Source organism: Caballeronia sp. GACF4, from assembly GCF_023631025.1.
In the GTDB taxonomy this organism is placed as follows: Bacteria; Pseudomonadota; Gammaproteobacteria; order Burkholderiales; family Burkholderiaceae; genus Caballeronia.
In genome coordinates, this window is sequence record NZ_JALQDW010000002.1 from 75290 (window position 1) to 101408 (window position 26119).

The following is a 26119-nucleotide window of genomic DNA, read 5'->3' on the forward strand; positions in this document are numbered from 1 at the left end:
TTCAGTCCTTGAGTAAAAGCCGGCCGAGCAGAAGGCGCGTGTCGAGATGATCGGCGGCGCGCGCGGCGTCGGATGGCGCGAAATGCGGAATCACGCCGATGAGCGGTGCTTCGAGCCGGTGTTGCAGCGAATGAATGTTTTCTTCCGGATAAAGCATGTGCGGATCGACGCGATTCGCCACCCAGCCCGCGATGCGCAAGCCGCGCGACGTGATCGCCTCGGCGGTCAGCAACGCATGGCTGATGCAGCCGAGCCGCATGCCGACCACGAGCACGACCGGCAGCTTCAGCGCGACGGCGAGATCCGCGGTGTCATGGGTATCGTCTAGCGGCACGCGAAAGCCGCCCACGCCTTCCACGACGACGATATCCGCATGATCGCACGCCACGCGATGCGCCTCTACGATGCGCCCGATATCCAGCGCAATGCCTTCACGCGCGGCGGCGATATGCGGCGCAATCGGCTCGCGCATCATGAACGGCGTGCGAATGGCGGGCGGCAGCGCGACGTTGGCGGCGGCATCGAGTTGATCGGCGTCTTCGTTATGCAGCACGCCGTCACGTTCGATTGCGCCGGACGCGATGGGTTTCATCGCGGCGGCGCGCAAGTTCGCGCGCGCGAAGCCATGCAACAGCGCGCACGAGACGAAGGTCTTGCCGATCTCCGTATCGGTGCCGGCGACGAATAGCGATAAAGCGGTCATGTCGTTTCTTTACTGAGCGTGCCAAGTGCTTCGTCGAGTCGGGCGAGGTCGTCGTCGCCATGCGCGGCCGATAACGAAATGCGCAAGCGCGATGTCCCCGCAGGCACGGTCGGCGGGCGGATCGCGGGAACCCAGAGGCCTCGTTTGTCGAGCGCGGCGGCGAGCGCGAGCGTTTCGTCGTTGCCGCCGATGACGAGCGGCTGCACCGCCGTCTTCGATTCGACCGGCAACCAGCGTGTGCGTTTCAACATGCCGCGCGTCGTTTCGATGAGCGATGCCAGATGCTTGCGTCGCGCATCGCCGTCTTCGCTGCCGATCAACCCGATGCTCGCGGATACGGCGTGCGCCACGGCAGGCGGCGACGCGGTCGTGAAGATATAAGGCCGCGCGCGCTGGATCAACCATTCGATGACCGTCTCGCTTGCCGCGACGAACGCGCCGGAAACGCCCGCCGCCTTGCCTAGCGTGCCGACATAGACGAGATGCGGCGAGCGCAGCGCGAATTGCGCGAGCGCGCCGCGACCTTGCGGACCGAGCACGCCGAAGCCGTGGGCATCGTCGACGACGAGCCACGCACCGTATTTCTCCGCGAGTTCCACGAGACTTTGCAACGGCGCGATATCGCCGTCCATGCTGAACACGGTATCCGTCACGATGAGCTTCGTCGTCGCGTCCGCTTGCGATGCATCGAGCATGGCGTCGAGCGCTTCCATGTCGGCGTGCGGATAAATTTGCACCTGCGCGCGCGAGAGCCTGACGCCATCGATCAGCGACGCATGATTCAGCGCGTCGGAGAACACCATCGTGCCGCGTCCGGCGAGCGTCGAGAGCACGGCGAGATTGGCCATGTAACCGGTGCTGAAGTAAAGCGCGCGCGGGTTGTCGACGAAGCCGCCGGAAAATGCGGCGAGATCGTCTTCGAGTTGCGCGTGGGCGCGCGAATGGCCGCCCAGCAGATGCGAGCCGCCGCTGCCCGCGCCATACAGCGACGCGCCTTCGGCAAGCGCTTCCCGCAGCGCTTCGTGGGCGGCGAGACCGAGATAGTCGTTGCTCGCGAAGCCGATCATCGCGCGGCCATCGACGGTCATACGCGCCGAACACGCGCTGTCGATGGTTCTGCGACGGCGGCGCAAACCGCGCGCGTCGATATCGGCGAGTCCTTGCTGCAGCGTTTCGTAGAGCGCTTTCGATGTATCGCTCATGCGGAGGCCTCGGCGGCGGCCAGCGTGGCATCGAGCGTTTCGCGCGTGCGCCTGGCGAGCAGCGCGAGTTCGTCGTCGGTGAGCACGTATGGCGGCATCAGATAAACCGTCTTGCCGATAGGACGCAGCAACAGTTCGCGCTCCAGCCCCAACTCGAAGAAGCGACGCGAGAACGCGCGATCTTCGGTGACGACATCGAACGCGAAGATCGTGCCGCGCTCGCGTAGATTGCGCACGCGTTCATGCTTCACGAGCGGCTGCAAGGCCTCGCGCAAAAGCGCGGCTTTGCGGCGATTCTCCGCGAGCACGTTGGCGCTTTCGAACAGATCGAGCGTCGCGAGCGCGGCGCGGCATGCAAGCGGATTGCCCGTGTACGAATGCGAATGCAGAAAGCCGCGCGTAACGTCGTCATCGTAGAAAGCGGCGTAGATGTCATCGCGCGTGAGCACGATGGAAAGCGGCAGATAACCGCCGCTGATGCCCTTCGACAAGCACACGAAGTCCGGCCAGATGCCCGCTTGCTCGCACGCGAAGAAGGTGCCGGTGCGGCCGCAGCCGACCGCGATCTCATCGGCGATCAAATGCACGCCGTGTTCATCGCACAGGGCGCGCAAGCGGGTGAGATACGACGCGTCGTACATCGCCATGCCGGCCGCGCATTGCACGAGCGGCTCGACGATCACGGCGGCGAGATGCGCGGCGCGTTGTTCGAAGAGCGCGCGCATGGCGTCGATGGCTTCGTCTTCGCCGCTCGCCGCCGGCGATGCGACCACATTCGCGTGGCGGATCAGCGGATCGTATGCGTCCTTGAAGAGCGCGACATCGGTCACGCCGAGCGCGCCGATGGTTTCGCCGTGATAGCTGTTCGCCACGCACACGAACTCGCGCTTTTCACTTTGCCCACGGTTGCGCCAGAAGTGAAAGCTCATCTTCAACGCGATCTCGACGGCGGACGCGCCATCGGACGCAAAAAAAGCATGACCGAGCGTGTGCCGTGTGAGCGCGGACAGCCGTTCGGCCAGTTCGACGGCGGGCGCATGCGTGCAGCCCGCTAGCATCGCGTGTTCGAGCGTATCGAGTTGATCCTTGAGCGCGCGGTTGATGTCGGGATTCGCGTGGCCGAACAGATTGACCCACCACGAACTGATGGCGTCGAGATAGCGGTTGCCCGCCGGGTCGTAGAGCCACGCGCCCTTGCCGCGCGCGATGGGCACGAGCGGCATGCGCTCGTGGTGTTTCATCTGAGTGCACGGGTGCCACACCGCGGCGAGCGAGCGCGCGACCCAGTCCTGATTGTCTTCTGTGTTCAAAAACGGCTCCCAGGCGGCGCATGGCGCCAGCCGGATACATCGGGCAAGCCGCGAGGGCCTGCGCTATTCGAGGATTGCGCCTGACTTCGCGCGCTTCGATTATGGCGAAAATATCCGGAAGCTTCGCTTTTCGGCCGGGTCCTGGATCGCCTGCGCACGCTTCCACGAAGTTGTGAAAAGGGCGATCGCGGCTAACTTCGCCGAACGGACCGCCAACACGGGCGAAAGACGCAAAACGCCGGCGCAAGGCCGGCGTTCGAAAAATTTGGAGGGAAGAAGCTATCAGCGCGATGCCGTCTGCGTTTGCTCGCCCGCTTCGTTCCACACGACGGCGTTATCCACCGCGTAGAGCTTGCAGGGATCGGCGCTCTGCTTCTGGCAACTGGCGAGCGCGACGGACATCGGGTCGTCGCCGCCTTCGGCCCACGACCACGCGCCCGAGTTCGACACGGCGAACGCGCGGCTCGAATATTGGCTCAGGAAGTTGCGATAGCCGTTGCGGCCGCTTTCATCGATGAAGGGCACGGATTGCACGGCATCGAGGTTCGCAAAGTCGGTGGCCTTCGGCGAATGCGGCTCGGCGACCTGATATTGCACCGTGGTCGGCATGCCGACTTGCGCGAGGAACGCCTTCACACGCGGCCACCAGACCTGCACGCCGTCGCGGTCGCCGACGAGCCGATGCGCGTCGTTCTTGTAGGTGCCGAAGTCGGTCATCTGCGCGCGTGCGCCGTGCGACACGAACGCGGCATACATCTGCGTGGACAAGTCGCCTTGCCACACCGAATCGTTGTCACCGTAGAGCCACAGCGAAGGCAAACGAACGTTCTCGCCATAAGCGCCGAAGGCATCGACGAGATTTTTTTGCCAGCCGGCGCATTCGTCCTGACGCAGACCGCCCGAGAAATTGATGAGACCGCGCACGCCCGGCGCCGCGACCGCTTCGCGCGCACCGTAGGCCATCGTCGTCAAGCCGCCGTGCGAAGTGCCGCCCACGACAATATGCGTCTTGTCGACATAAGGCTGCTGGCTCATGTACGCGACCGCTGCGGCGACGTCTTCCGCCTGCGCGAAGCCGTTGGCTTCGACATCGCAACCATGGCCGGCGTAGTCGCCGCCCGATCCCGCGAAGCCGCGACGATTCGGCACGACCACGACATAGCCATGACGCACGAACTCGCGTGCGAGCGCGACCGGCCGATTACGCGGTTGGGCGTGCGAGTCGCCGGGGAGCTTGCCGTGGTTGAAGACGATCATCGGGAAAGGACCCGCGCCGTCCGGTTTGAAAACGGTCGTTTCGAGCGAGATGTCGGCTTCGGGAATTTGAACGATGCTTTCGTTCAGACCATTGCCGACGACCGGAAGGTGAGCGTCGAGCGCGTCGGGTATTTGGCCGAAGACGGGGGCTGAAAGCCCTTCGGAGGGACGAACGCCGCCGATCGGTTCGGCTTTCACGACAGTCGTGATGAACGATGTCGCAAGTGAGCACACCATGCTGCATCCGACCAACCAGGTTCTGATCGCCATCCCTTAACTCCGCCTCGCTCCGATTAAGGCTTGATTGGCTTGGCCCCAAATGCACGATTGAAGTCACAAACCTATCTCGCTGCTCATGATGAGCAGTATCGAATGCGGGTTCCGGGAGCCATGCCTAGAAAAGGCATGACAATTGGCTTCAATACGGGGCTTCGCTGCGAACATCGGGGCGCGGCAATGACTGCGCCCTGACGTGAAGAGAGATTAACTGTTCAAAATTGCACTGCACAATAAGCGTAACCCCGTAACCATTTAATTTGAAAGGAGAAATCAAGGAAATTAATACTGAATCGGATTTATATGTTTTAAAGAGACATTTACTTTTCTTTTATGTCACCGTCGATATAGACCCAGTGGCCGGCGTTGTCGCGGCAAAAGCGGCTGGCTTCGTGCAAGCGATGCGCTCGCCCTTCGACCTTGTAGCGCGCGACGAATTCGACTTCCTCGTGTTGTGTATCGATCACAGCGTGACGTTTGATTTGCAAACCGAGCCAGCGTGTGTGCGTGTCGTTCGAGACATCGAGATCGGGCGGGCGGCTTTTGTCGTCCCAGGTCGCGCGCAGGTAGGTCGTATTGCCGAGGACGTAAGCGGTATAGCGCGAACGCATGAGTTCCATGGCGTTCGCCGGAAAGGCGCCGGCTTCGATAAAGCGCCCGCAGCACGCTTCATAACGCGGCGCGCGGGCGTTCGGATGTTGATTGGGCGATGCTCCGCCGCAAGGACATTCCACCGGCTTCATTGATCCACGCTCGGCATGTCGATGCGCCCCGGCTGGTTCTTCACGCGCGCAAGCCACGCGCGAATGGCCGGATAGCTAGCGAGATCGAGACCGGCTTCATCCGCGACATGCGTGTATGCGTAAAGCGCGATATCGGCCACCGTGTAGCGCTCGGCGGTAAAGAACGTGCGCCTGGCGAGATGCTGCTCCATCACGTCGAGCGCGCGGTACGAACCAGCGATCTTGTCGGGCAGCCGCGGATCGTCGTGCTTCTTCAGGAACTGCTTGATGAAGCGCGCCACCGCGACATATGGCTCGTGACTGTATTGCTCGAAGAACATCCATTGCAGCACGCGCGCGCGTTCGAGCCGGTCGGCGGGCAGGAGCGGCGTGCCATCGGCGAGATAGCAGAGAATGGCGTTCGATTCGGTGAGCGCCGTTTGTTCGTCGATGACGAGCACCGGAACCTTGCCATTCGGATTGAGCTTCAGGAACGACTCGGTGCGCGTGGCGCCGTTCATCATGTCCACTTCGTGCCAGACGTAGGGCAGATTCAGTTGTTCGAGCGCGAGCCGCACCTTGTAGCAGTTTCCCGATGACGAAACGCCATGTACCTGATAAGTCACGTGCAATCTTCCCTTGTTATGGATGGTCGTGGCACGGCGCCAACTCTTTAGACCAGTTCGATACCCATGGCCGTCGCTTCGCCGCCGCCGATACACAAGCTCGCAACGCCGCGCTTGAGCCCACGAGCCTTCAGCGCCGCAAGCAAGGTCACGAGAATGCGCGCGCCGGACGCGCCGATAGGATGTCCGAGCGCACACGCGCCGCCGTTCACGTTGACCTTGTCGTGCGGCAGATCGTGCTCGCGCATCGCGGCCATGGCGACTACGGCGAAGGCCTCGTTGATTTCGTAGAGATCGATATCGCCGGAACGCCAGCCGTTCTTCTCGAACAGCTTGCGAATGGCGCCAACCGGCGCGGTCGTGAACAACGCGGGCTGCTGCGCGAACGTGCTGTGACCCACGACTCGCGCGAGCGGCGTCACGCCCAACCGCTTGGCGGTGGATTCGAGCATCATCACGAGCGCGGCGGCGCCATCGGAAATGGACGACGAATTCGCGGCCGTCACCGTGCCGTCCTTGGCAAACGCGGGCTTGAGCGATGGAATCTTCTCGATGTTCGCCTTGAACGGCTGTTCGTCGCGCGCGATGACCGTATCGTCCTTTCTGCCTTGCACCGTGACAGGCGCGATTTCCCAGGCGAAGGAACCGTCGTCGTTGGCGCGCTGAGCGCGTCGCAACGACTCGACGGCAAACGCATCTTGCGATTCGCGCGAAAACTCATACGACGACGCGCATTGCTCCGCGAACGCGCCCATGAGACGCCCCTTGTCGTAAGCGTCTTCGAGGCCGTCGAGGAACATGTGGTCGAGCACCTGACCGTGACCCATGCGCATGCCGCCGCGCGCCTTCGGCAACAGATACGGCGCATTCGTCATGCTTTCCATGCCGCCCGCGACGATCACATCGGCCGAGCCCGCCAGCAGCATGTCGTGCGCGAACATGGCCGCGCGCATGCCGGAGCCGCACATCTTGTTGATGGTCGTGCTGCCGGTGGAAAGCGGCAAGCCCGCGCCGAGCGCCGCTTGCCGTGCAGGCGCTTGACCTTGGCCCGCAGGCAGCACGCAGCCCATGATCGCTTCGTCGATCCGCGCGGGTTCGAGACCCGCACGTTCGCATGCCGCGCGAATCGCGACCGCGCCGAGCTGCGGCGCGGTCATCGCGGCGAAATCGCCCTGAAATGCGGCCATCGGCGTGCGTGCCGCCGATACGATGACCACGGAATCCTTCGATGTCTCACTCATGTTTCAGCTCCTTGATGACGCCTTGAATGACGGCGGGAACGTCGCCGAGCCGCGCCGCATCCGACGCGATCACATCGTTCGCCGCGGCATGCGCGCCGCCGCGCGTCAACGCGGCGAGGCATGCCTGATAGGTTGAATCCACTTGGTCTTGCGCGCTGATCATCATGCCCATGTTGCGCAAGCGGCCATCGTGCACGCCATAGGTCCAGCCGTGCACGGTGAGGTCCTGACCGCGCGCCCACGCGTCGTTGACGATGGTCGTGCGGCACACGTTGAGCGTCTGCTCGATGGTATTGAGTTCGACCAGACGCCGGTGCCGCGCTTCTCCAACCGGCCATTCATCGAGCAGCGCCGCGTGTTTTTCGCGCACGTCCTCGACGTGCCGCAACCAGTTGTCCGCGAGACCCACGCGCTGGCCGACGAGCGCCGCACCCACGCCCGAGCAGCCGTAGTGGCCGACGACCATGATGTGCTTCACCTTCAGCAAGTCCACCGCGAACTGAATGACGGACAGCGCATTGAGGTCCGAGTGAACGACCACGTTCGCGATGTTTCTATGCACGAACACTTCGCCGGGCGGCAAGCCGATGATCTGGTTCGCCGGCACGCGCGAGTCGGAGCAGCCGATCCACAGATACTCCGGCGCCTGCTGGTGCGCGAGGCGCGTGAAGAACTCCGCGTCGTCGGATAGCTTGCGTTCGACCCACGCCTGATTGTTGTCGAAGAGATGGGCGAGGGGATGGAAGGCTTGGTCGTTTTGCTCAGTCATGGTGATGGTCGTGTTTCGGGTACTTGCGCGCTCGATGATGTATCAAGCCGCGCGTATCGATGCCGTTGCCTTGTCGAAACGCTCCGGATAGCGGATGCAGAATCGCAGGGCCCGGTCGTAGGGGAAAAAATCGGCGAGTTCGCCTCGTTGTAGCTGCTCCTTGTGACGCTGCCACATCGCGGGATCGAAAAAATCCGCGTGATGACGCATGAATGCTTCGCGCACGCGCGGATCGCCTAGCAGGAACGTGCCGTACGTCTCCGGAAAGATGTCGTGCGGCCCGACGGTATACCACGGTTCCCCGGACAGCTCGTCTTCCTCGTAGCGCGGCGGCGGCACGCTACGCACGTTGCAATCGGTCAGATACTCGATTTCATCGTAATCGTAAAACACGACACGCCCGTGGCGCGTCACGCCGAAATTCTTGTACAGCATGTCGCCGGGAAAGATGTTCGCCTGAATCAACTGCTTGATTGCGTCGCCATATTCGCGGATGCCGTGATCGACGTCCGCGTCGCTGCCGCCTTGCAGAAAGAGATTGAGCGGCACCATGCGCCGTTCGATATACACGTGCTTGATGACGAGCTTGTCGCCTTCGTATTCGATCATCGAAGGCGCTTCTTTTTCAAGTTCGCGGATCAACGCATCGTCGAGGCGCGCAAGCGGCAGCGCGACGCTCGAATATTCGAGCGTGTCGGCCATGCGGCCCACGCGGTCGTGACGCTTGACGAGTTGATACTTGCCCTGAATCTTCTCGCGCGTGGTTTCCTTCGGCGGCGGAAACGCGTCCTTGATGAGCTTGAACACGTAGGGAAACGAAGGCAGCGTGAACACGATCATCACGAGCCCCTTGATGCCGGGCGCCACGATGAAGCGATCGCTCGAATGTTTCAGATGATGCAGCAGGTCGCGATAGAACAGATTCTTGCCCTGCTTCTGCAAGCCCACCGAGGTATAGATTTCGGCCTTCGGCTTGCCCGGCATGATGCTGCGCAAGAACTGCACATACGCGGACGGCACTTCCATGTCGACGAGAAAGTACGAATGCGAGAAGCTGAAGATGACGAGCAACTGCTCCCGGTTCAAAAGCACGGTGTCGAGCGCCAGCAAGTGCGGCTGCGTGTGACGGATGGCAACCGCGAACGGAAGTAAGGCATCGCCATTGATGATGCGCCCGACGACATATGCCGCCTTGTTGCGAAAGAACAGCGACGAGAGCACGTGAATCTGAAAGTTCGGCGCGGGCATGAGTTGGCCAAAGGCCTCTTCGATTGCATCCACCACGCAATGCACGTCGCGCGGCAAATCCTCGAACGGAGGCTCCAGCTGAAAGTTCGTGACGATGCGTTCGAGCGTGGCCTGCAGCCCGTCTTTCTCGGGGTAATACGCGCGATACGTCGGCTTGGCGGCGGGCTCGTCGTTCTCGATGTATTCGGTCGAAATGGCGGGCCGCACGAAGATGAAATCGTTGTTGAAATACGAGCGATGCAGGATCTTGCAGCACACCGAGTTGAAGAACGTCTCCGCGCATTCCGGCTGCCGATGCGTCGTCAACAAGCCGATGAAGTGCAGCTTGATCTGCTGCCAGATTTCATCGTCGATGGTCTCGGCGTCGTACTCGTCTTCCAGCGACGTCACGCATTCCGCGACGCGATCGTCATAAGACGCGATGCGGTCGCGTGCGCGTTGCGCGAGCGCTTGCCAGTTGCCTTCCTCGAACAGATGCTTCGCCTCGACTGCCGCTTCGCGAAAGACGCGGTAATGGCGATCGAAGCCGTCGAGTATCGTCTGCGCGACATCGAAGCCTATTTGCGACGAGAGCAGCTTGGGGAAGTGATTCATGTCGGCTGGGCGTCTCGTTGGCCATCATGCGGCTTTGGCTCTGCGGGCGCGCTTTTCGACACCAGCGGCAAGGAGCGCGCGGCCTTGCTTCTCGTATGTTTCGAGTTCGGCGAGTGTCGTGGTGAGATCGACGAGTTGCCGCTCGAGCACTTCGCGATGCGCCGCGATGGTATCGACAAAAGCCTGCAATTGCCGCGTGCCGCCCGTGGGCGAGTCGTACAAGTCCAGCAGCGTGCGAATCTCCGACAACGTAAAGCCGAGCCGCTTGCCGCGTAGCGTGAGTTTCAGGCGCGTGCGATCGCGTGACGAATACACACGCCGCAGGCCGTTCGCGCCGTCGCGCTCGGGCGCAAGCAGACCGTGGTCTTCGTAGAAGCGAATGGCGCGCGACGTGATGTCGAACTCGCGCGCCAGTTCGCTGATGGTGTAGTGAATGGCTTGAGTCATTGCCGGCGCCGGAGCACGTGATCACACATGCGACGTTAGAATGAGGTTTACGTTATCGTCAACCTGACGAAATTGCAACGTGGCTTGAACCCGCATTCATGCACACTTCAGAGGCGCAAAAGAATGAACGCACTCGAACATCAACTCGATTATGTTTTTGCCGACGAATTGCCCGAAGCGGGGCGCGTGAAGGAAGTCGCGCCTGGCCTTTACTGGCTGCGCATGCCTTTGCCGTTCGCACTCGATCACATCAATCTGTGGCTATTGCGCGATGAGATCGATGGCGTGCAGGGCTGGACCATCATCGATTGCGGCATCTCGAACGAAATTATTCGCGCGAACTGGGAAAGCGTGTTCGACAGCGCGCTCGACGGCTTGCCTGTGCTGCGCGTGATCGTCACGCATTGCCATCCGGATCATCTCGGTCTTGCCGACTGGATCTGCAAGGGTGGCGACAAGGCACGCTGGAACGTGCGTCTCTGGATTGCGCTCGGCGAGTATGCAATGGGCCGCGTGATGGCCGCGGGCGATGGCTCGAACGCGGGCGGCGAGCGCGCGGCGAAGCACTTCGGGGCGCATGGTCTAACGGACGAGGCATCGCTCGATGCATTGAGAAAGCGCGACAGCTATTACCCGACGCTCGTGCCTTCCATCCCCGCCGAGTTCCGCCGTATCCGCGATGGCGACCGCATCGCGATTGGCGGACGCGAATGGCAAATCATTTCGGGCTACGGTCATTCGCCCGAACATAGTGCGCTGTATTGCGCGGCGGACAAGCTGCTCATTTCCGGCGATATGGTTTTGCCACGCATCTCGACGAACGTGTCCGTGTTCGCTATCGAGCCAGAAGGCAATCCGCTTGCGCTATATCTCGAATCGTTGGGACGCTACGAACACATGCCCGCCGATGTGCTCGCCTTGCCTTCGCATGGCAAGCCGTTTCGCGGCGTGCTCACGCGTATCGGTCAGTTGCGGGACCATCATCGCGCGCGGCTTGCGGAAGTGGTCGAGGCGTGCACGCAGCGTCCGTGCAGCGCGGGAGATATCGTGCCGATCATGTTCAAGCGCAAGCTCGATATCCATCAGATGACCTTCGCACTTGGCGAAGCGCTCGCGCATCTGAACTTGTTGTGGCTGGATGGCACGCTTACGCGCGAGACGGGCGAGGACGGGGTGATCCGGTACTCGCCCGCGTAAAACCCCTCACTGCACCGTCACAGCCCCGAAGTTCTGCCGCCCGAACGGACTCACGTTATAGCCGCTGACGTTCGCACGCGTGATTGCCGCCGCAGTCGGATAAACGAGCGGAATCCACAGCGCCTGATCGTGGATGATCTTCTGCGCGTCCACATAAGCCTTCGTGCGTTTCGCGACGTCGGAGGTGACCTTGCCATCCGCGATGAGCTTATCGAGTTGCGGGTCGCAGAAGCGCGCGAAGTTGATGCCCGACTTCACTGCATTGCAACTGAAAAGCGGCGAGAGGTAGTTGTCCGGATCGCCGTTATCGCCGGCCCAGCCCATGAAGAGCATGTCGTGCTGGCCCTGCTTGGCTTCCTTGATGAGTTCGCCCCACTCGATGATCTTCACCTGCGCCTTCACGCCGATCTTCGCGAGATCCGCCTGCAGCAGTTCGGCGCCAGCTTTCGGATTCGGATTCAGCACACTGCCGTTCGGACGCACCCAGATGGTCGTTTCGAAGCCATTGGGCAAGCCTGCATCCGCGAGCAGCTTCTTCGCGGCATCGGGCGAATACTTGTACGCCGCGATGTTCTTGTCATAGCTCCACGTGTTCGGCGGATACGGGTTCACAGCGGGCGTTCCCGTGTTTTCGAACACCGTCTTCGTATAGGTGGTGCGGTCGAACGCCATGTTCAACGCCTGCCGCACCTTCGGGTTATCGAGCGGCTTCTTCTGCGTGTTCAGCGCGACGAACGCGGTCATGAATGCGGGCGTCTCGCTAACCTTCAGCGACTTGTCCTTCTTCGCGTCGAGCACGTCCTGCGGCTTCGGCGACAACGCGATCTGACATTCGCCCGCCTTGATCTTCTGCGCGCGCACGGCGGCGTCCGGCGTGATGGCATAAATCAGGCGATCGACTTTAGGCTTCGGCCCCCAGTAGCTCTGATTCACGTCATAACGGATCACCGCGTCTTTCGTATAACTCTTGAGCACGAACGGACCGGTGCCGACAGGCTTGCTGTTCAGATCGACTTGCTGGTTCGCTTTCAGCAGCTTGTCCGCATATTCCGCCGAATAGATCGATGCGAAGCCCATCGTGAGGATCGGCACGAAGGTCGCGTTCTGCTCGTTGAGTTCGAACTTCACCGTTTTGTCATCGACCTTGGTCACGGCCTTGATGAGCTTCACGAGACCCATCGATTGCGCATGCGGAAAGCCGCTCGCGCCCGCGATCTTGTGCCAGGGGTTGCTGTCCGACAACATGCGCTCGAAGGTGAAGACGACGTCGTCGGCATTGAGCGGACGCGTCGGCTTGAAGTAGTCGGTGGTCTGGAACTGCACGTTCGGACGCAGATGGAACGTGTAGGTAAGACCGTCGCTGCTGAGGTCCCACTTCTCGGCGAGCGCGGGCGCGACTTTCTTCGCGGCCTCGTCGTATGACACGAGCGTGTTGAAGATGACATCCGCCGACGCGTTGGTCGTGACGAGCGAATTGAACTGCACGACATCGAAGCCGTCCGGACTCGATTCAGTACAGATGGTGAGCGGCTTGGCCATTGCGATAAGCGGCGCGGCGGCGAACGTCGCCGCGATGGCGGCAGCGAAAAGTGTGTTGCGCATGAGATCTCCCGTGACCCGGCTGGTCACATTACGATTGTTCTTGTGGCTGGTTTTACCCTGTGCGCGTGTGGCGAGCAAGTAGCGCATCCGCGCGGCTAGGTTAGCGAAGCGCTCGCCGCTCGACAACGAATCGTTGCGCATACGCTTATGCCTCGAACGCGCCGTGCGGGTTGCCGAACCGGGCGGCTCAGGCTACACTGCCCCGGTCTTTGGGGAGTAGCCTTCCTTCCATCAGCGAAGGAGAACGCGTCAACATCCTCGGCCTTGCTGCCGTGGCGCGTTCGACCGGTCGGTGCTGTCGCATCCGGCGGTTTGGCGAGACCATCGATGCGCTTTGTCGTTCTTGGTCGGACGGCGCATGGCGCATCGTGGTTCGCTGAACGTCCGACCGTGGAATCATCGTGTCCCCACAACTACAAAAATCCCTGTCTCGCTGCGCGCTCATTCGCGCATGCGCGTTGCATCGTTTCCCGCGAGGTGCCGCATGACGATGCTCTTCGTCGAACTCGCGTTGATGCTCGCGGTCATTCTCATCGCATCGGAACTCTTCACCAATGCGCTCGAACATCTCGGCGAACGGCTCGGCATATCGGAGGGCGTGACTGGATCGCTGTTCGCGGCGGTCGGCACGGCGCTGCCGGAAACGACCGTGCCGATCATCGCGCTGCTGGGCGGCACGGCGAGCCGTTCGGTTAACGAAGAAATCGGTGTTGGCGCCATTCTCGGCGCGCCACTCATGCTCGCGACGCTTTCCACTTTCCTGATGACGCTCGCGGTCATCAAATCGCGTGGCTTGCGCGGCCGGATCATGCCCGAGCGCAGCGGCTTCACGCGCGACCTGAACTTCTTTCTCGTCGCGTTCCTGATTGCGGCCGGCGCCATGTTCGTGCCGCATCATGCGTGGCAGGTGCGGGCGATGTTCGCGGTCGGCCTCGTCGGCTTATACGTGATTTACGTGATCACCACGTTCAAGGCATCGGCGAGTCTCGTCGAAAGCGGACACGGCACGGAAGCGCCCGAGCGTCTCTTCATCACGCGCGTGGGTTTGCCGAACGGTATCGGGTCGATCATGCTGCAGTTCCTGATCGGCATCGTGCTGCTCGTCGGCGGGGCGAAGGGCTTCATCCACGGTGTGGAAGGCGTGTCGGCGGCGCTTGGCATATCGCCGCTCTTGCTCTCGCTCATCATCATTCCGATTGCAACCGAACTGCCGGAAAAGGTGAACAGCATTCTTTGGGCGCGACGCGGAAAAGATACGCTCGCGTTCGGCAACATCACAGGCGCGATGGTATTTCAGGGCACCTTGCTGCCGGGCATCGGCATCATGCTGACGCCGTGGGAGCCGCGCGTGGAAGTGCTGACCGGCGTGCTGATCACGCTCGCGGCGGCGGCATGGCTGCGCTTCAACGCGCGCGGCAATGGCGTGGTGTTGTGGGCGTTGCTTGGCAATGGCATCTTGTACGCGGCTTATTTGACCTTAACCCTCGGCCGCTGAAGCCTTCGAGCGACGCAAATAAAAAATGCCCGCGCGAGGCGGGCATCAAGAGCGAAGCGCCGCGTCATGTCTGACGCGTTCTTCTCGTTGTTCTTATTAAGGTTATCGGCGCGTGCCGGAAAAACTTTAGAAGCGCGCGGCTTGTTGATATCGTCCGGCGGCTTTCGCCTGATCCATCGACTTGCGGTACGCGGTCGACAGCATGGCTTGCGCGGCGTTCGCACGGCCCATCGTTGCTTCGATGCTCGCCTGAATCCGGCGAATGGTCGCGAGCGATTCAGCCGGCTGATTCGCTTCCACGGCCATCAGGAGCGGCGTACGCGCCTCTGTGAGTTCGGCCGCGCGCGCCCAGTTTTCTTCGTTGACCGCTGCTTCGATCGCCTCGGTCAGTGCCCAGGCGTGTTGAATCATTTCTTGCTGGTTCATGTTCGTTCCTTACGACTTGTTGCTTGCCAGCGCGCCCGCGCTGTTGGTGCCGCCGAAGAGCGCGGTCAGGTAGCTGCCCTGCGTCGCCATCTGCGACATCAGCGTGTTGAGCGCGGTGAACTGATCGTTGTAGGTCGTGGTCAGTTGCGCCGTGTAGGAAGCGAGCGCGGTTTGCTGGTCCGTGATGCTCGAAAGATCGGCGGTGAGCGCGGTCGTGCGCGTATCGACGATACCGCCTGTCGCGAGAAATCCGGTCAGGCTGTTGTTCAGTTGCGCGGCTACGCCCGTGCTCGAATTGAAGAGCGATGCCACCGCGCCCGAGTTGCTCGACAATGCTGCGGTCAGCGCGTCTTCGTCGGTCTTGAGCGTGCCGTCCGGTTGCAGCGTAATGCCGATCGATGCGAGGTTCACCTGGCTCGTGCCGGAACCCACGCCCTTGGCAATCGTGCTGGAAAGGGCGTTGCGAATGGTGTTCATCATCGAGTCGCCGAGCAGCGCGCCGCCTTGCGAACCGGCTGCCTGGGTCGAGTCGAACGAAGTCAGCGACGCGGCCGTCGTGATGAAGTTGTTGTACGCGGTGACGAAGCCATCGATGGCCGTCTTCTGCGTGGCCGTGTCCTGCGCGATGGTCAAGGTCTGGGTCGTGCCGACCGCATCCGACGTGAGATTCAGCGTCACGCCGGACAGCGCCGTCGTGACCGCATTGGTCGAGCTGCTGGCAGGCGTGCCCGCGATGGTGAAGTTGGCGTCCATGCCGGCCGTCGTCTGCGTCCAGTTCGACGAGCTGATGGCCGTCTGTGCCGGAACCGCATTGCCGTTCGAATCTGTCGTGGCGGCGCTCAACGTCGATGCCACGTTGAGTTTGGACAAACCGTTGTCGTCGGGCGTCGTGCCGTCGGACTGCATGTTCGGCGTGACCGCCACGGTAATGCCGTTGGCCTGGCCCGTCGACGCCGAGCGCAGCACGAGGTGCGCGCCATCGGTGCCGTTGACGACCGCCGCCGTGATGCCGGGGTTACCGCTTGCCTTGTTGATCGCGGACGCAATGCCCGCGAGCGTGTTGTTCGAAGAGTCGATGCTGATCGACATGTCCTTGCCGCCCACCGACAGCTTCATCGTGCCCGTGCCGAGTTGCGCGGTGCTGGTGAACGCGGTGGAGGTAAGCGATTGCGAGGTGGCGATATTGCTAACCGCGACCGAATAAGTGCCCGCGACCGCGCCGGTGCTGGCCGTGCCGGTCAGACCCTTGCCGCTGCCGGTCGCCGTGAAGGCGCCGAGCGTCGTGCCGTCCGCGAGCGAACTCACCGAGCTTTGCAAAAGCGACAGCACGGACTTGAGCGTGCCGACCGCGGTGAGCTGGGTGTTGTCCTTGGTTTGCTTGGCTGTCAGCGCATCCGTCTGTCCGGCGACCTTCGCGTTGACGATGGCGGTGACGAGCGAGTTCACATCCATCGTGGAGTTGGTCGAGCCACTGATGATCGACTGCGCGGCCTGCTGGACGGCGCTGGTCGGATCGACCGTGGATGCCGAAGTGGTTGCTACCGTGGACATGTATGGCTCCGTTTCTGGCTTCTTGCCGTGAGCGGTTGAAGATGCGTTTTACTGCGCCGTCAGCAGGCGATTCGTCATGAAGGCGCCTCTGGCGGAAATGCAAATCGGGAGGCAAGCCTCCCTGGGTACGTCGCCGGCGCGCCGTGATCGAGACGCGCCGGTTACTGCGTCGGCGATGCTTAGCCGAGGAGCTTCAGAACCTGCTGGGGCATCGAGTTCGCTTGCGCCAGAACCGAGATACCAGCTTGTTGCAGAACCTGAGCCTTCGAGAGGTTCGCGGTTTCTTGCGCGAAGTTCGCGTCGGTGATCTGCGACTGAGCGGACGACAGGTTGGTCGACTGCGCGGTCTGGGTAGCGGCAACCGAGCTGAAGCGGTTCTGCACGGCGCCCAACTGAGCTTGCAGCGAGTTCACTGCATCCAGTGCGTTGTCGACTGCCTCGATTGCGGACGATGCGCCGTTCGCCTTGCTGATGTCGATTTGCGACACTTGCGGCGGCGTGTTGTTCGCGGTCAGCGCGCCGACTTCGGACGTTTGAGCTGCAGTTGCCGAAGGAACGTTGGTGCTGTTCAGGCTGATGCTCGTGCTGCCTGCGGACAGACCCGTGAACACGTTCGACGAGGCGAACGAGCTGCCGAGTGCCTTGTTGTCCTGGTCGGTGAACGTGTAGCCGCCGGAGCCGTCAGCGATGACGTTGACCGACGTGATCGTTGCCGAACTGGCAGCTGCGGATGCACCCGTGTTGCCCAGGCTCAGACCGTCGACCGTGCCGATGACCGTGCCCTTCTGCGGGTTGCTGCCGCCGAGCGACAGAGCCGAGACGTTTGCTGCCGAGCCGAGGTCGATCGTGATCGACTGGCCGACGTTCGCGCCAACCTGGAACGTCTTGCTGCCGGCGGTGCCGTCGAGCAGGTTCGTGCCGTTGAACGTGGTTTGCGACGAGATACGGTTGATTTCGCTGATACGCTGCGTCACTTCTTGTTGCAGCGAGGTCTTGTCAGCCGTCGACAGCGAGCCGCTCGATGCTTGCACGGCCAACTGACGGATACGCTGAAGGTTGTCCGTGATCTGCGACAGACCGCTCGAAGCCGTCTGAACCATCGACACGCCGTCGTTCGCGTTCGAAACGCCTTGGTTCAGGCCGTTGATCTGCGAGGTCATGCGCGAAGCGATTGCGAGGCCAGCTGCGTCGTCTGCTGCGCTGTTGATGCGCTTGCCCGACGAAAGACGCGTGATTGCCGACGACAGTGCGCTTTGCGTGCCGTTCAGGTTTTGCTGAGCGACCAGCGAGTTGATGTTGCTATTGATACCGATCATTTTGTTTCTCCGATGAGGCCTGGCGCATTTATCTGAGTTGATAACGCCATCGTTTGGCGGAAGCGTCCGTCGTTTGTTTGTTTGGCCGCTTGTTTAGGTTTTCGGCCCGTGCTAGGCAAACTTTAGTGCTCGTTTCGATTTGCCTGATAAATACCTGGAAATCCGTGCTAAAGCTTGCCCAGCGGGGCTCTGCTGCCGATGCTCGCGGTTTTTGAATGCCCCGTCTGAGAGCTTTAACGGCAGACGGAGCGACTTCTTTCGTTAAAAAATTCGCTTCAGACGTCGAACGTGGCCGCAGCCTTGCCGGCGCACCAGCGCTGCCACATCTGGCGCATGCTGGCGGAGAGCGCGCGGGCCACCGTGTCGGGCTGGAAGCCCGGCGATTGCAGGCAGCGCTCGCGCATGCCGGCGCGGATCTGCGCGAGTTCTTCGACCCGGCCCGCCCATTCGATGCCCTTCGCGACGAAGTCCGCGCGGTCGCGAGCCACGAAGTCACCGAGGCCCGTGTTGGAAAGCACCGACGTGCTGCCTCGGCTCGCGATCAGTTCGCCGGGCAAGGTGAGCGTGGGCACGCCCATCCACAGCGCCTGCATGGTGGTGACGCCGCCCGCGTAAGGGAACGTGTCGAGCGCGATATCGGCGTCGAGGTGATGCGCGAGATAGCGCACGAGCGACGAGCGCTGACGAAACTCGAGCCGGCTCACATCGATTCCTTCCTTCTCGAACCAATCGATCAGAATCGTGTGGCTGTTGTCGCGCGGCACGCCTGCGATCAACATGCGCGCATCCGGCACCGCGCGCAGCAGTTCCGACCACAGCGCGATGGTGCGCGGACGCAGTTTGTTGAAGCGGTTGAAGCTGCCGAAAGTGATGTGGCCGTTGGTGAGCGCGGGCAACGCGTTGAGCGCCGGCGCATGTTCCGAGGGCTTGAAAGGCGCATACGCCGGCAGATAAGCCAGCTTTTCGACGAACTGACCGTCGATCTGTTCTTCAGGCACATAGTGGCGATCGCCGATGTAGTAATCCATCGCGGTCATGCCGGTCGTGCCGAGATAGCCCATCCACGTCGCCTGGATCGGCGCGGGTTTGCGCGCGAAAGTCAGCAGGCGGTTATAGGCCGTGTGCCCCGAAAGATCGATCAGCACGTCGATGCCGTCCGCGCGAATCTTGTCGGCGAGCGCGGCATCGCTATAACCCGAGACGTCGTGCCAGCGCGGCACGATATCGCGCAGCGTGCGCGTGACCTCGTCGGTCACCGAGCGGTTGTAGTACGCGTGCACCGTGACGCTGGGATCGTTCACGAGATAGCGGAACACCGGCTCGATGAAGACAGCCACCGGATGCTGGTTGTAGTCGCCCGAGACGAAGCCCACGCGAATGCAGCGGTTCGGGTCCGGCTGGTTCCGATGCTTCTTCCACGTCGATTGCAGCGGCTTCGCGCATTGCTCGGCGAAGTACAGATGCTGCTCGAAGTACGCCTTCCGGTCGATTTCTTCCTTGTGCGACAAGCAGAACAACAGGTTCTCGTGCGCGCTGTCGCAAGTTGGATCGAGTTCGATCGCGCGACGCGAATGCTTCTCCGCGTCGTCGAACCGCGTCTGGTCCATCAGCACCACGCCGAGCGTTTCGTGCGCTTTCGCCGACAACGGCGCGAGTTCCACGGCGCGACGGCAAGCAGCTTGCGCGTCGTCGAGGCGCATCAGCGAGCGCAGCGTCACGCCGAGAATGCGGTGCGCTTCCGGATAGTTCGGGTCCTGCTCGATCATGCGCCGGCATTCGGCTTCCGCTTCGAAGAACTTGTCGAAGAGGCGCAGGGAGTCGGCCAGGATTCGGCGAACGTCGATTCCATCCGGCTTCAATTGCAGATAACGGCGTAGCGAGGGAATGGCCGACTGCAGGTCCATCAGGCGAACCTGGGCCACGCCCATGACTTCCCATCCCAGCAGAAAAGTGGGGAAGCGCTGCGTCAGGGTCTTCGCGAGCGCCACGGCTTCTTCGAGTCGCCCGCCATTGAAGTGCGCATGCAACTGCTGTACTTCCTGCGGCGTCGGCGTCGTGCGGCCGTTTGGCGCCGTGATGCCTTCGCGCGACTTTGTCGCATCGCGCAGTTCGGCGGCCAGTTTCTCGATTGCCGGCCCGCTCATGCCTTGCGCGACCGCGACTTCGAACACGATATTCGCCGCCGCGACCTGACCGCTGCGCGTCAGCACGTCGATATACGTAGCCCAATAGATATGCTGCGTCGGGTCCGTGCCGATCGCGGTTTCGAAGAACGGCACGGCTGCCTCGTATTGACCGCGCTGCGCCATCAGCATGCCGAGGTTGAAGTTGGCGTCGGCGTGTTGCGGCCGCGCGTCCAGAACGAGGAGATAGAGCTTCTCGGCCTCGTGCAGGTTGAGCGTCTGATGCTGCAGGATCGCGGCTTGCAGCACATCGGCGAGATCGGCCTCGAACTGCTGGTCGGCGTTCGTCGCGACGTGTGCGGGCGTTTGGTCCAGTGCTTCGAAGGTGTTCATGGTCTCGGCATTTCGGTAGCGTTGCACGGATTATCGAGCCGTCCACCTTGAGCCGAAGGGCGGAACTGGCGGGGAAAAACCGCTCAGTTCGGCGCTTTTGCGCGAGGCACCGAAAAGCGCGCCGAGCGCACGGGCGCGTTCCCGCGTATCCTTTTCGATCCGTACCCATCAAGCATCCGGAGCACATATGCAGACACGCACCATCGGCAAATCGGATCTCAAAGTCGCGCCGCTTTCTTTCGGCGGCAACGTGTTCGGCTGGACCGCGGACGAGCGCACGTCGTTCTCCATCCTCGACGCGTTCGTTGATCACGGCCTCAACTTCGTCGATACCGCCGACGTTTACTCCGCGTGGATCGACGGGCACCAGGGCGGCGAGTCGGAGACGATCATCGGCAAGTGGTTCAAGGAAAGCGGCAAGCGCGACAAGATCGTGCTGGCGACCAAGGTCGGCATGCTGAGCACGCGCTCGGGGCTTTCGGCGGCGAATATCGCGGCGGCGGTGGACGACTCGCTGCGGCGCCTGAAGACCGATTACATCGACGTGTACTACTCGCATCGCGACGACGAAAACACGCCGCTCGAAGAAACGCTCGGCGCTTATCAGAAGCTCATCGCCGCAGGCAAGGTGCGCGTGATCGGCGCGTCGAACTATTCGGGCGCGCGGGTGGAAGAGGCGCTGAAGATCTCGAAGGAATCGGGACTGCCCGCATACGAAATCCTTCAGCCGGAATACAACCTTTACGATCGCGAAGCCTACGAGACGGATCTCGAACCGGTCGTCGAGGCCAACAAGCTCGCCGTGGCGACGTACTTCAGTCTTGCAAGCGGCTTTCTGTCGGGTAAGTACCGCTCGAAGGAAGACACGCAGGAAAAGGCGCGCGGCTCGCGTGTGGAGAAGTACCTGAACGACCGCGGTTTGAAAATTGTCGATGCGCTCGTCGAAGTCGCCAAACGCAATGACACGGCGCCGGCGACGGTCGCGCTTGCGTGGATCATCGCGCGCCCGAGCGTGACCGCGCCTATCGCCAGCGCGACGTCCGTGCAGCAACTGGAAAGCCTTGCGGAAGCCACGCGCCTGCAACTTACGCCGGAAGATGTCAAAGCGCTCGACGAAGCCAGCGCCTGGCAAAAATAATTCCGCTGCATCAAAGGCTTGCAGTGAACCGAGGTGTTGGCACGGGCGCGAGGTTCTGGTAACATCGCGCCCGAATCGAGAAATGTGTCCGATTTTTGCCTTTGCCGTCGAGCGTGAAAATGCTCAATGTGCAGCAGACGGCTCCAAATGCGCGTTCACGTCTTTCCAGCGAGCGCGCAACTGAATCTCAACTCTCTCTCTTTTCCGGCCTCCGTGGCCGCTTTGCTCGTGTCCGCCGTGTTGGGTGGACGATCGGAGTGCCGGCGCGCGGCGGGTTTGTCCGTCGTGCAGTTAGAAATACGTTTAGCGAAACAGGATTTACATGACCACCATTACCCTTAAAGAAAACGAGCCGTTTGATGTCGCGATTCGGCGTTTCCGTCGCACGATCGAAAAGAATGGCCTGATCGCGGAACTCCGCGAGCGCCAGTCGTACGAAAAGCCGACCACCGCGCGCAAGCGCAAGAAGGCAGCAGCCGTTTCGCGTCTGCGCAAGCGCCTGCGCAGCCAGATGCTGCCGAAGAAGATGCACTAAGCGTCTTCGCCTCGGGCCGGGTGCGAATCTGGTTCGGCAAAGGCAAACGGCGGTGCGACCCCTAAGGGCGCACCGCCGTTTTGCTTTCTACCGCCGGTCTTTAGACGAACGCGTGACGCTTGCCGAGTACCGCGAGCCGATGTGGCCATTCCTCGACGCTCGAGTCGTCGTGAATCTGCTCCAGCTCCATCAATAGATCGATCACGTTCGGATCGTACGCATTCACATTCGACGCATACAGCGCGCGCAATAGCTTGCCGTCGTGCGCGTGCCGGTAGTACGAAATTCCCACGCCTTCGAGCGCCGGGTCGTAATGCTCGTCGCGCACCAGCGAACCGATTGCGCATTTGCGCCCGTTCGCGCTGCGCAGGCGGCAGGAACCGTTGTCATCTTCCGATACCGCGCCTTGCTCCAGCAAATGCCGGCTGACGCGTTGGTAGATGTCCTTTGGACTCAACATCGTGATTGGGCTCAACATCTCGACACCCGAAGCGCTTATGCAGCCGTTTTCAGGAGCTCGGCCGACAGACCGAACTGGCGCGCGATCGAAGCAAGACGCTCGCGCCATTCCCATTTGCCGAAAACGTCATGCACGTTCTGCAGGCAGGAGAGCAACTCGACGGTGTTGGGATCGAACACGTTGATACGCGCGCGCAAGAGCGCACGCTTGAGACCCGCGACGCCTACATCCATATACGCCGGCACCACTTCGGGCGCCTTCGCGATGTAGCGAATGGGAATGCCTTCCATCGCCGTGATGTAGTCGCGCGGCTGAATGAAGCTGCCGATCGGGCAGCCGCCGCAGTATCCGCGATACGCGCCGCCGCCGTGTGGCAGCAATGCGGCTTGTCCTTGCACGAGAAGATGCTGGACTGCGCGGTTGAAAATGTCCTGATGGGTCAGGAAGTTAAGGCTTTTCATATTCAATCTCCCCTGCGCCCCTGCGCAGCGGCCAAGCGTTGAGTAGTTCGAGCAACCTGCACTTGCGGCACCGGAACAGCGGCGTTGTTGCGACTGCTATCCGGGTACTGCTTCGAGCATGATGGTTTTCCCGGCCTGGACGCCTGGGTCTCATAGCGTCCTTATGCTCGCGTCGGATTCTTGATTCCTTGAACGATCCGCTTACCGACAGTTATAACGGTTCGGCTCGGTAAAAAGGTGCGGTGGCGCACGCGAGGACGCCATTTTTACATGAACCGCACGTTCGTGCAGTGCGGAAGAAGCATCGGAAACCCTTAGCCAGTAAGGTTTTAGCGCTGCTTCACTGCAAAAAAACGTCAGCTATAAGGATCTTCCCTGATACGTAGTTTTTGCACTCAGGCATGTTGCCAAAAAGCAAAGATTTTCCATATCGGACTGGGCTCATTGCTTGGTCTTGGCGGGCGCTTTCCGTTTCGTCTTGATTTTTTGTCGCGCCTGACACGTCGCCGCGTGGTCGTTGACCATGCCGGCCGCCTGCATGAACGCATAGCAAATGGTCGTGCCGATGAACTTGCAGCCGTACTTCTTGAGCGCGCGGCTGAGTTCGTCCGACTCGGGCGTCGATGCTGGTGTTGGATTGTCCGCGCTCCGGGGCGTGTCGATCGGCGCGTCGCCGACGAACGACCACACGAAGCTGGCGAACGACCCGTGCTCGGCCTGAATTTGCTGGACCGCGCGCGCATTGAGCACCGCCGATTCGATCTTCATGCGGTTACGCACCACGCGCGCGTCGCCGACGATCCGCTCGATGTCCTTCGCAGTGAAGCGCGCGACTTTCTCGATATCGAAGTCCGCGAACAGCGCGCGGTAGCCCTCCCGTTTGTTGAGAATGGTCGACCACGAAAGCCCGGCTTGCGCGCCTTCGAGCACCAGCATTTCGAAGAGGTGACGATCGTCGCGGGAGGGCACGCCCCATTCGGTGTCGTGATAGTGGACCATTGCGTCCGTCGTGGCGGTCGCCCAGGAGCAGCGGGTTGCGTCGGTATCGGCCATTGCGTTTCTCGGTTTTCGGATCGCGTCAGGATAGCCGAAGGGCCGCTTTCCGCCACCTCGGCCATTCGGCCAATTGGCGCGCGCCGCCAGCACCGGTAAGCTTGCGGCCATGACTACCTCGACTCTTACTTCTTCCGACGGCTTTCTGCTGGGCATCGACGGCGGCGGCAGCGGCACGCGCGTGATTCTTGCCGATGCTGGCGGCGCCGAACTCGCGCGCGCGAGCGGCGGTCCCTCGGCGCTCGCGCTCGGCGTGGAGCGCGCGTGGCAGGCTATCGGCGATGCCTGCCGGCGCGCCTTCGAAAGCGCCGGTCTGCCGTTCGACTGGAACGCGTGCTCGCTCGGCTGCGGTCTGGCTGGCGTCAATAACGCAGACTGGCTCGCGGGCTTTCTTGCTCACGCGCCACGCGTGCGCGCGTTGAGCGTCGAGAGCGACGCCTACACCACGGTTTTGGGCGCGCACGGAGGCGACGCGGGCGTGATCGTCGCGCTCGGTACGGGCAGCATCGCGGCATCGCTCGATGAAGCCGGTGTATGCCGAATCGCCGGCGGTTATGGCTTTCCGAGCGGCGACGAAGCCAGCGGCGCGTGGCTCGGCCTGCGGGCGGTCGTGCATCTTCAGCGCGTTCTCGACGGTCGCGCGGATGCCGACGGCTGGTCGCGCGCACTGCTCGAACGCACCGGCGCAAGCGATCGCGACAGCCTTGTCGTGTGGCTCTGCGCCGCCAATCAGACGGTGTACGCCACGCTCGCGCCGCTCGTCTTCGAGTTCCGCGATCATCCGGCGGCGGCGCGTTTGCTCGCGCAGGCCGCACGGGAGATCGAGACGCTCGTCGGCGCGCTCGATCCCGCGGGCAAGCTGCCTGTTGCGTTGTGCGGCGGACTAGCCGCGCTTTACGAGCCGTTCGTGCCTGCCGCCTTGCGCGAACGCGTGCGATCCCCGCGCGCCGATTCGGCCGCTGGCGCGTTGGAACTGGCGAGACGTGCGCATCGTCGGGCGCGATAAAATAGCCCGCTTCGCGGCAGCTTCGATCCGCTCACACAGGGCAGTTCATGTACTCGGCCATTGCAACCGATCTCGACGGCACGCTTCTCAACAGCGACCACCAGCTCGACCCCTTCACCGCGACCACCGTTCGCACGCTCGCGTCGCGCGGCGTACCTATCGTGATCGCGACGGGGCGGCATTATCGCGACGTCGCGGGTATTCGCGATGTGCTCGGTGTCGACGCCTATCTGATCACGTCGAACGGCGCACGCGTGCACGCGCCTGGCGACGAACGCATCTACTCGCGCGATCTCGATCCCGCCGCCGTTCGCCGTCTGGTGCAACCGGATCTTGCGGGCGGCAATGGGCGCGTGATCGTCAACCTCTTCGCCGACGACGCGTGGCTGATCGACCGCCACGCGCCGCAATTGCTCGTTTTCCATCAGGATTCGGGCTTCAAGTACGAGGTGATGGATCTGCGCGAGCACGACGGCGAGAACATCGCGAAGGTGCTGTATATCGGCGAGCCGGCCGATCTGAAAGAGACAGCGGCAAATCTGGAGCGCGAATTCGGCGACTCGCTGTACGTCACCTATTCGCTGCCGGACTGTCTCGAGGTGATGACTTCGGATGTATCGAAGGGACGCGCGCTGCGCTACGTTTTGCAGCGACTGGATATCGATCCCGCACAATGCGTCGCGTTTGGCGACAACATGAACGACATCGATCTGCTCGAAACGGCAGGGCATCCGTTCATGATGAACAACGCGAATCCCGATCTCATCAAGCGGCTGCCGGACGTACCGCGTATTGGCAACAACTTCGAGGCGGGTGTCGCGCATCAGTTGCGCAAGCTTTTCGGGATTCGCGACGACATTGCGGATGCCTGACCTGTTGATGGAGCGTGCGGGGCGTCGGTGGCTCGTGCTGCGACTTCGAGTGCCATCGCAACTGCGGAGGCAACGGCGACCGCGACTGCCATCGCA

General features: G+C 62.0%; 24 protein-coding genes and 1 riboswitch. Of the genes, 6 read left to right on the plus strand and 18 right to left on the minus strand.

The features are described 5' to 3' along the window. Position 1: 1 nt before the first annotated feature. From bioD to NCR40_RS00440, 10 genes are all read right to left on the minus strand, one after another. On the minus strand, positions 2-703 hold the full coding sequence (gene bioD, locus NCR40_RS00395) for a dethiobiotin synthase (RefSeq protein WP_250508471.1): 702 nt from the start codon (positions 701-703) through the stop codon (positions 2-4). Then, positions 700-1905, minus strand: a complete 1206-nt coding sequence (bioF, locus tag NCR40_RS00400) for an 8-amino-7-oxononanoate synthase (protein ID WP_244826785.1) — start codon at positions 1903-1905, stop codon at positions 700-702. The genes bioD and bioF overlap by 4 nt, the downstream gene beginning before the upstream one ends. Then, positions 1902-3215: an adenosylmethionine--8-amino-7-oxononanoate transaminase gene (locus tag NCR40_RS00405; RefSeq protein WP_250508472.1), complete on the minus strand. Its 1314-nt coding sequence runs from the start codon at positions 3213-3215 to the stop codon at positions 1902-1904. The genes bioF and NCR40_RS00405 overlap by 4 nt, the downstream gene beginning before the upstream one ends. A 282-nt stretch (positions 3216-3497) precedes the next feature. After that, positions 3498-4742, minus strand: a complete 1245-nt coding sequence (locus NCR40_RS00410; protein WP_250462653.1) for a dienelactone hydrolase family protein — start codon at positions 4740-4742, stop codon at positions 3498-3500. 326 nt (positions 4743-5068) lie between these two features. Further along, the gene (locus tag NCR40_RS00415; RefSeq protein ID WP_250508473.1) at positions 5069-5491 is read right to left on the minus strand and encodes a YchJ family protein; all 423 of its coding nucleotides are present in this window, start codon (positions 5489-5491) and stop codon (positions 5069-5071) included. Continuing rightward, the gene (locus NCR40_RS00420; protein ID WP_250508474.1) at positions 5488-6096 is read right to left on the minus strand and encodes a glutathione S-transferase family protein; all 609 of its coding nucleotides are present in this window, start codon (positions 6094-6096) and stop codon (positions 5488-5490) included. Before NCR40_RS00420 ends, NCR40_RS00415 begins: the two co-directional genes overlap by 4 nt. A 47-nt stretch (positions 6097-6143) precedes the next feature. After that, positions 6144-7337 carry an acetyl-CoA C-acetyltransferase gene (locus tag NCR40_RS00425; RefSeq protein WP_250508475.1) on the minus strand — a complete coding sequence of 398 codons (1194 nt, stop codon included), beginning with the start codon at positions 7335-7337 and terminating at the stop codon, positions 6144-6146. Next, complete coding sequence (gene can / locus NCR40_RS00430) at positions 7330-8106, minus strand: carbonate dehydratase (RefSeq protein WP_250462664.1); 777 nt, start codon at positions 8104-8106, stop codon at positions 7330-7332. The genes NCR40_RS00425 and can overlap by 8 nt, the downstream gene beginning before the upstream one ends. A 42-nt stretch (positions 8107-8148) precedes the next feature. Continuing rightward, the gene (gene aceK / locus NCR40_RS00435) at positions 8149-9948 is read right to left on the minus strand and encodes a bifunctional isocitrate dehydrogenase kinase/phosphatase (protein ID WP_250508476.1); all 1800 of its coding nucleotides are present in this window, start codon (positions 9946-9948) and stop codon (positions 8149-8151) included. A gap of 24 nt (positions 9949-9972) precedes the next feature. Beyond that, on the minus strand, positions 9973-10395 hold the full coding sequence (locus tag NCR40_RS00440) for a MerR family transcriptional regulator (protein WP_250462670.1): 423 nt from the start codon (positions 10393-10395) through the stop codon (positions 9973-9975). A 123-nt stretch (positions 10396-10518) separates the two neighbouring features. Between NCR40_RS00440 and NCR40_RS00445 the strand changes: the two genes are divergently transcribed. Next, entirely contained in the window at positions 10519-11592 is a 1074-nt protein-coding gene (locus tag NCR40_RS00445; protein WP_250508477.1) for an MBL fold metallo-hydrolase, read from the plus strand. A 6-nt stretch (positions 11593-11598) separates the two neighbouring features. Here NCR40_RS00445 and NCR40_RS00450 read toward each other — a convergent pair whose 3' ends face one another. Beyond that, positions 11599-13194, minus strand: a complete 1596-nt coding sequence (locus NCR40_RS00450; protein ID WP_250508478.1) for an ABC transporter substrate-binding protein — start codon at positions 13192-13194, stop codon at positions 11599-11601. 199 nt (positions 13195-13393) lie between these two features. Then, positions 13394-13547, plus strand: a riboswitch (yybP-ykoY riboswitch). Positions 13548-13678: 131 nt separating this feature from the next. On the opposite strand from NCR40_RS00450, the gene NCR40_RS00455 reads away from it, so the two are divergent. Next, entirely contained in the window at positions 13679-14689 is a 1011-nt protein-coding gene (locus tag NCR40_RS00455) for a sodium:calcium antiporter (protein WP_244826796.1), read from the plus strand. Between the two features lie 126 nt (positions 14690-14815). On the opposite strand, the gene NCR40_RS00460 is transcribed toward NCR40_RS00455, so the two are convergent. The 4 genes from NCR40_RS00460 to NCR40_RS00475 form a co-directional block, all read right to left on the minus strand. Further along, positions 14816-15115, minus strand: coding sequence for a flagellar protein FliT (locus tag NCR40_RS00460; protein ID WP_244826797.1), 300 nt, complete (start codon positions 15113-15115; stop codon positions 14816-14818). Positions 15116-15124: 9 nt separating this feature from the next. After that, positions 15125-16666, minus strand: coding sequence for a flagellar filament capping protein FliD (gene fliD, locus NCR40_RS00465; RefSeq protein WP_244826798.1), 1542 nt, complete (start codon positions 16664-16666; stop codon positions 15125-15127). Between the two features lie 179 nt (positions 16667-16845). Next, entirely contained in the window at positions 16846-17982 is a 1137-nt protein-coding gene (locus tag NCR40_RS00470) for a flagellin (RefSeq protein ID WP_250508479.1), read from the minus strand. Between the two features lie 275 nt (positions 17983-18257). Beyond that, complete coding sequence (locus NCR40_RS00475; protein ID WP_244826800.1) at positions 18258-20498, minus strand: tetratricopeptide repeat protein; 2241 nt, start codon at positions 20496-20498, stop codon at positions 18258-18260. A gap of 187 nt (positions 20499-20685) precedes the next feature. On the opposite strand from NCR40_RS00475, the gene NCR40_RS00480 reads away from it, so the two are divergent. Both NCR40_RS00480 and rpsU read left to right on the plus strand, forming a co-directional pair. After that, positions 20686-21636, plus strand: a complete 951-nt coding sequence (locus NCR40_RS00480) for an aldo/keto reductase (RefSeq protein ID WP_250508480.1) — start codon at positions 20686-20688, stop codon at positions 21634-21636. Between the two features lie 322 nt (positions 21637-21958). Beyond that, positions 21959-22171, plus strand: a complete 213-nt coding sequence (gene rpsU, locus NCR40_RS00485) for a 30S ribosomal protein S21 (protein ID WP_244826802.1) — start codon at positions 21959-21961, stop codon at positions 22169-22171. A 100-nt stretch (positions 22172-22271) separates the two neighbouring features. On the opposite strand, the gene NCR40_RS00490 is transcribed toward rpsU, so the two are convergent. The 3 genes from NCR40_RS00490 to NCR40_RS00500 form a co-directional block, all read right to left on the minus strand. Beyond that, on the minus strand, positions 22272-22631 hold the full coding sequence (locus tag NCR40_RS00490) for a phospholipase D-like domain-containing protein (RefSeq protein ID WP_250462691.1): 360 nt from the start codon (positions 22629-22631) through the stop codon (positions 22272-22274). Between the two features lie 35 nt (positions 22632-22666). Further along, on the minus strand, positions 22667-23092 hold the full coding sequence (locus NCR40_RS00495; protein WP_244826804.1) for a hypothetical protein: 426 nt from the start codon (positions 23090-23092) through the stop codon (positions 22667-22669). A 441-nt stretch (positions 23093-23533) separates the two neighbouring features. Next, complete coding sequence (locus NCR40_RS00500) at positions 23534-24145, minus strand: DNA-3-methyladenine glycosylase I (protein ID WP_250508481.1); 612 nt, start codon at positions 24143-24145, stop codon at positions 23534-23536. Between the two features lie 109 nt (positions 24146-24254). Here NCR40_RS00500 and NCR40_RS00505 point away from each other — a divergent pair, with 109 nt between their 5' ends. Then, positions 24255-25151, plus strand: a complete 897-nt coding sequence (locus NCR40_RS00505) for a glucosamine kinase nucleotide-binding domain-containing protein (RefSeq protein WP_250508482.1) — start codon at positions 24255-24257, stop codon at positions 25149-25151. A 47-nt stretch (positions 25152-25198) separates the two neighbouring features. Continuing rightward, a complete protein-coding gene (locus tag NCR40_RS00510; protein ID WP_250508483.1) occupies positions 25199-26023 on the plus strand; it encodes a Cof-type HAD-IIB family hydrolase in 825 nt (274 codons plus the stop codon). Positions 26024-26119: the final 96 nt, after the last annotated feature.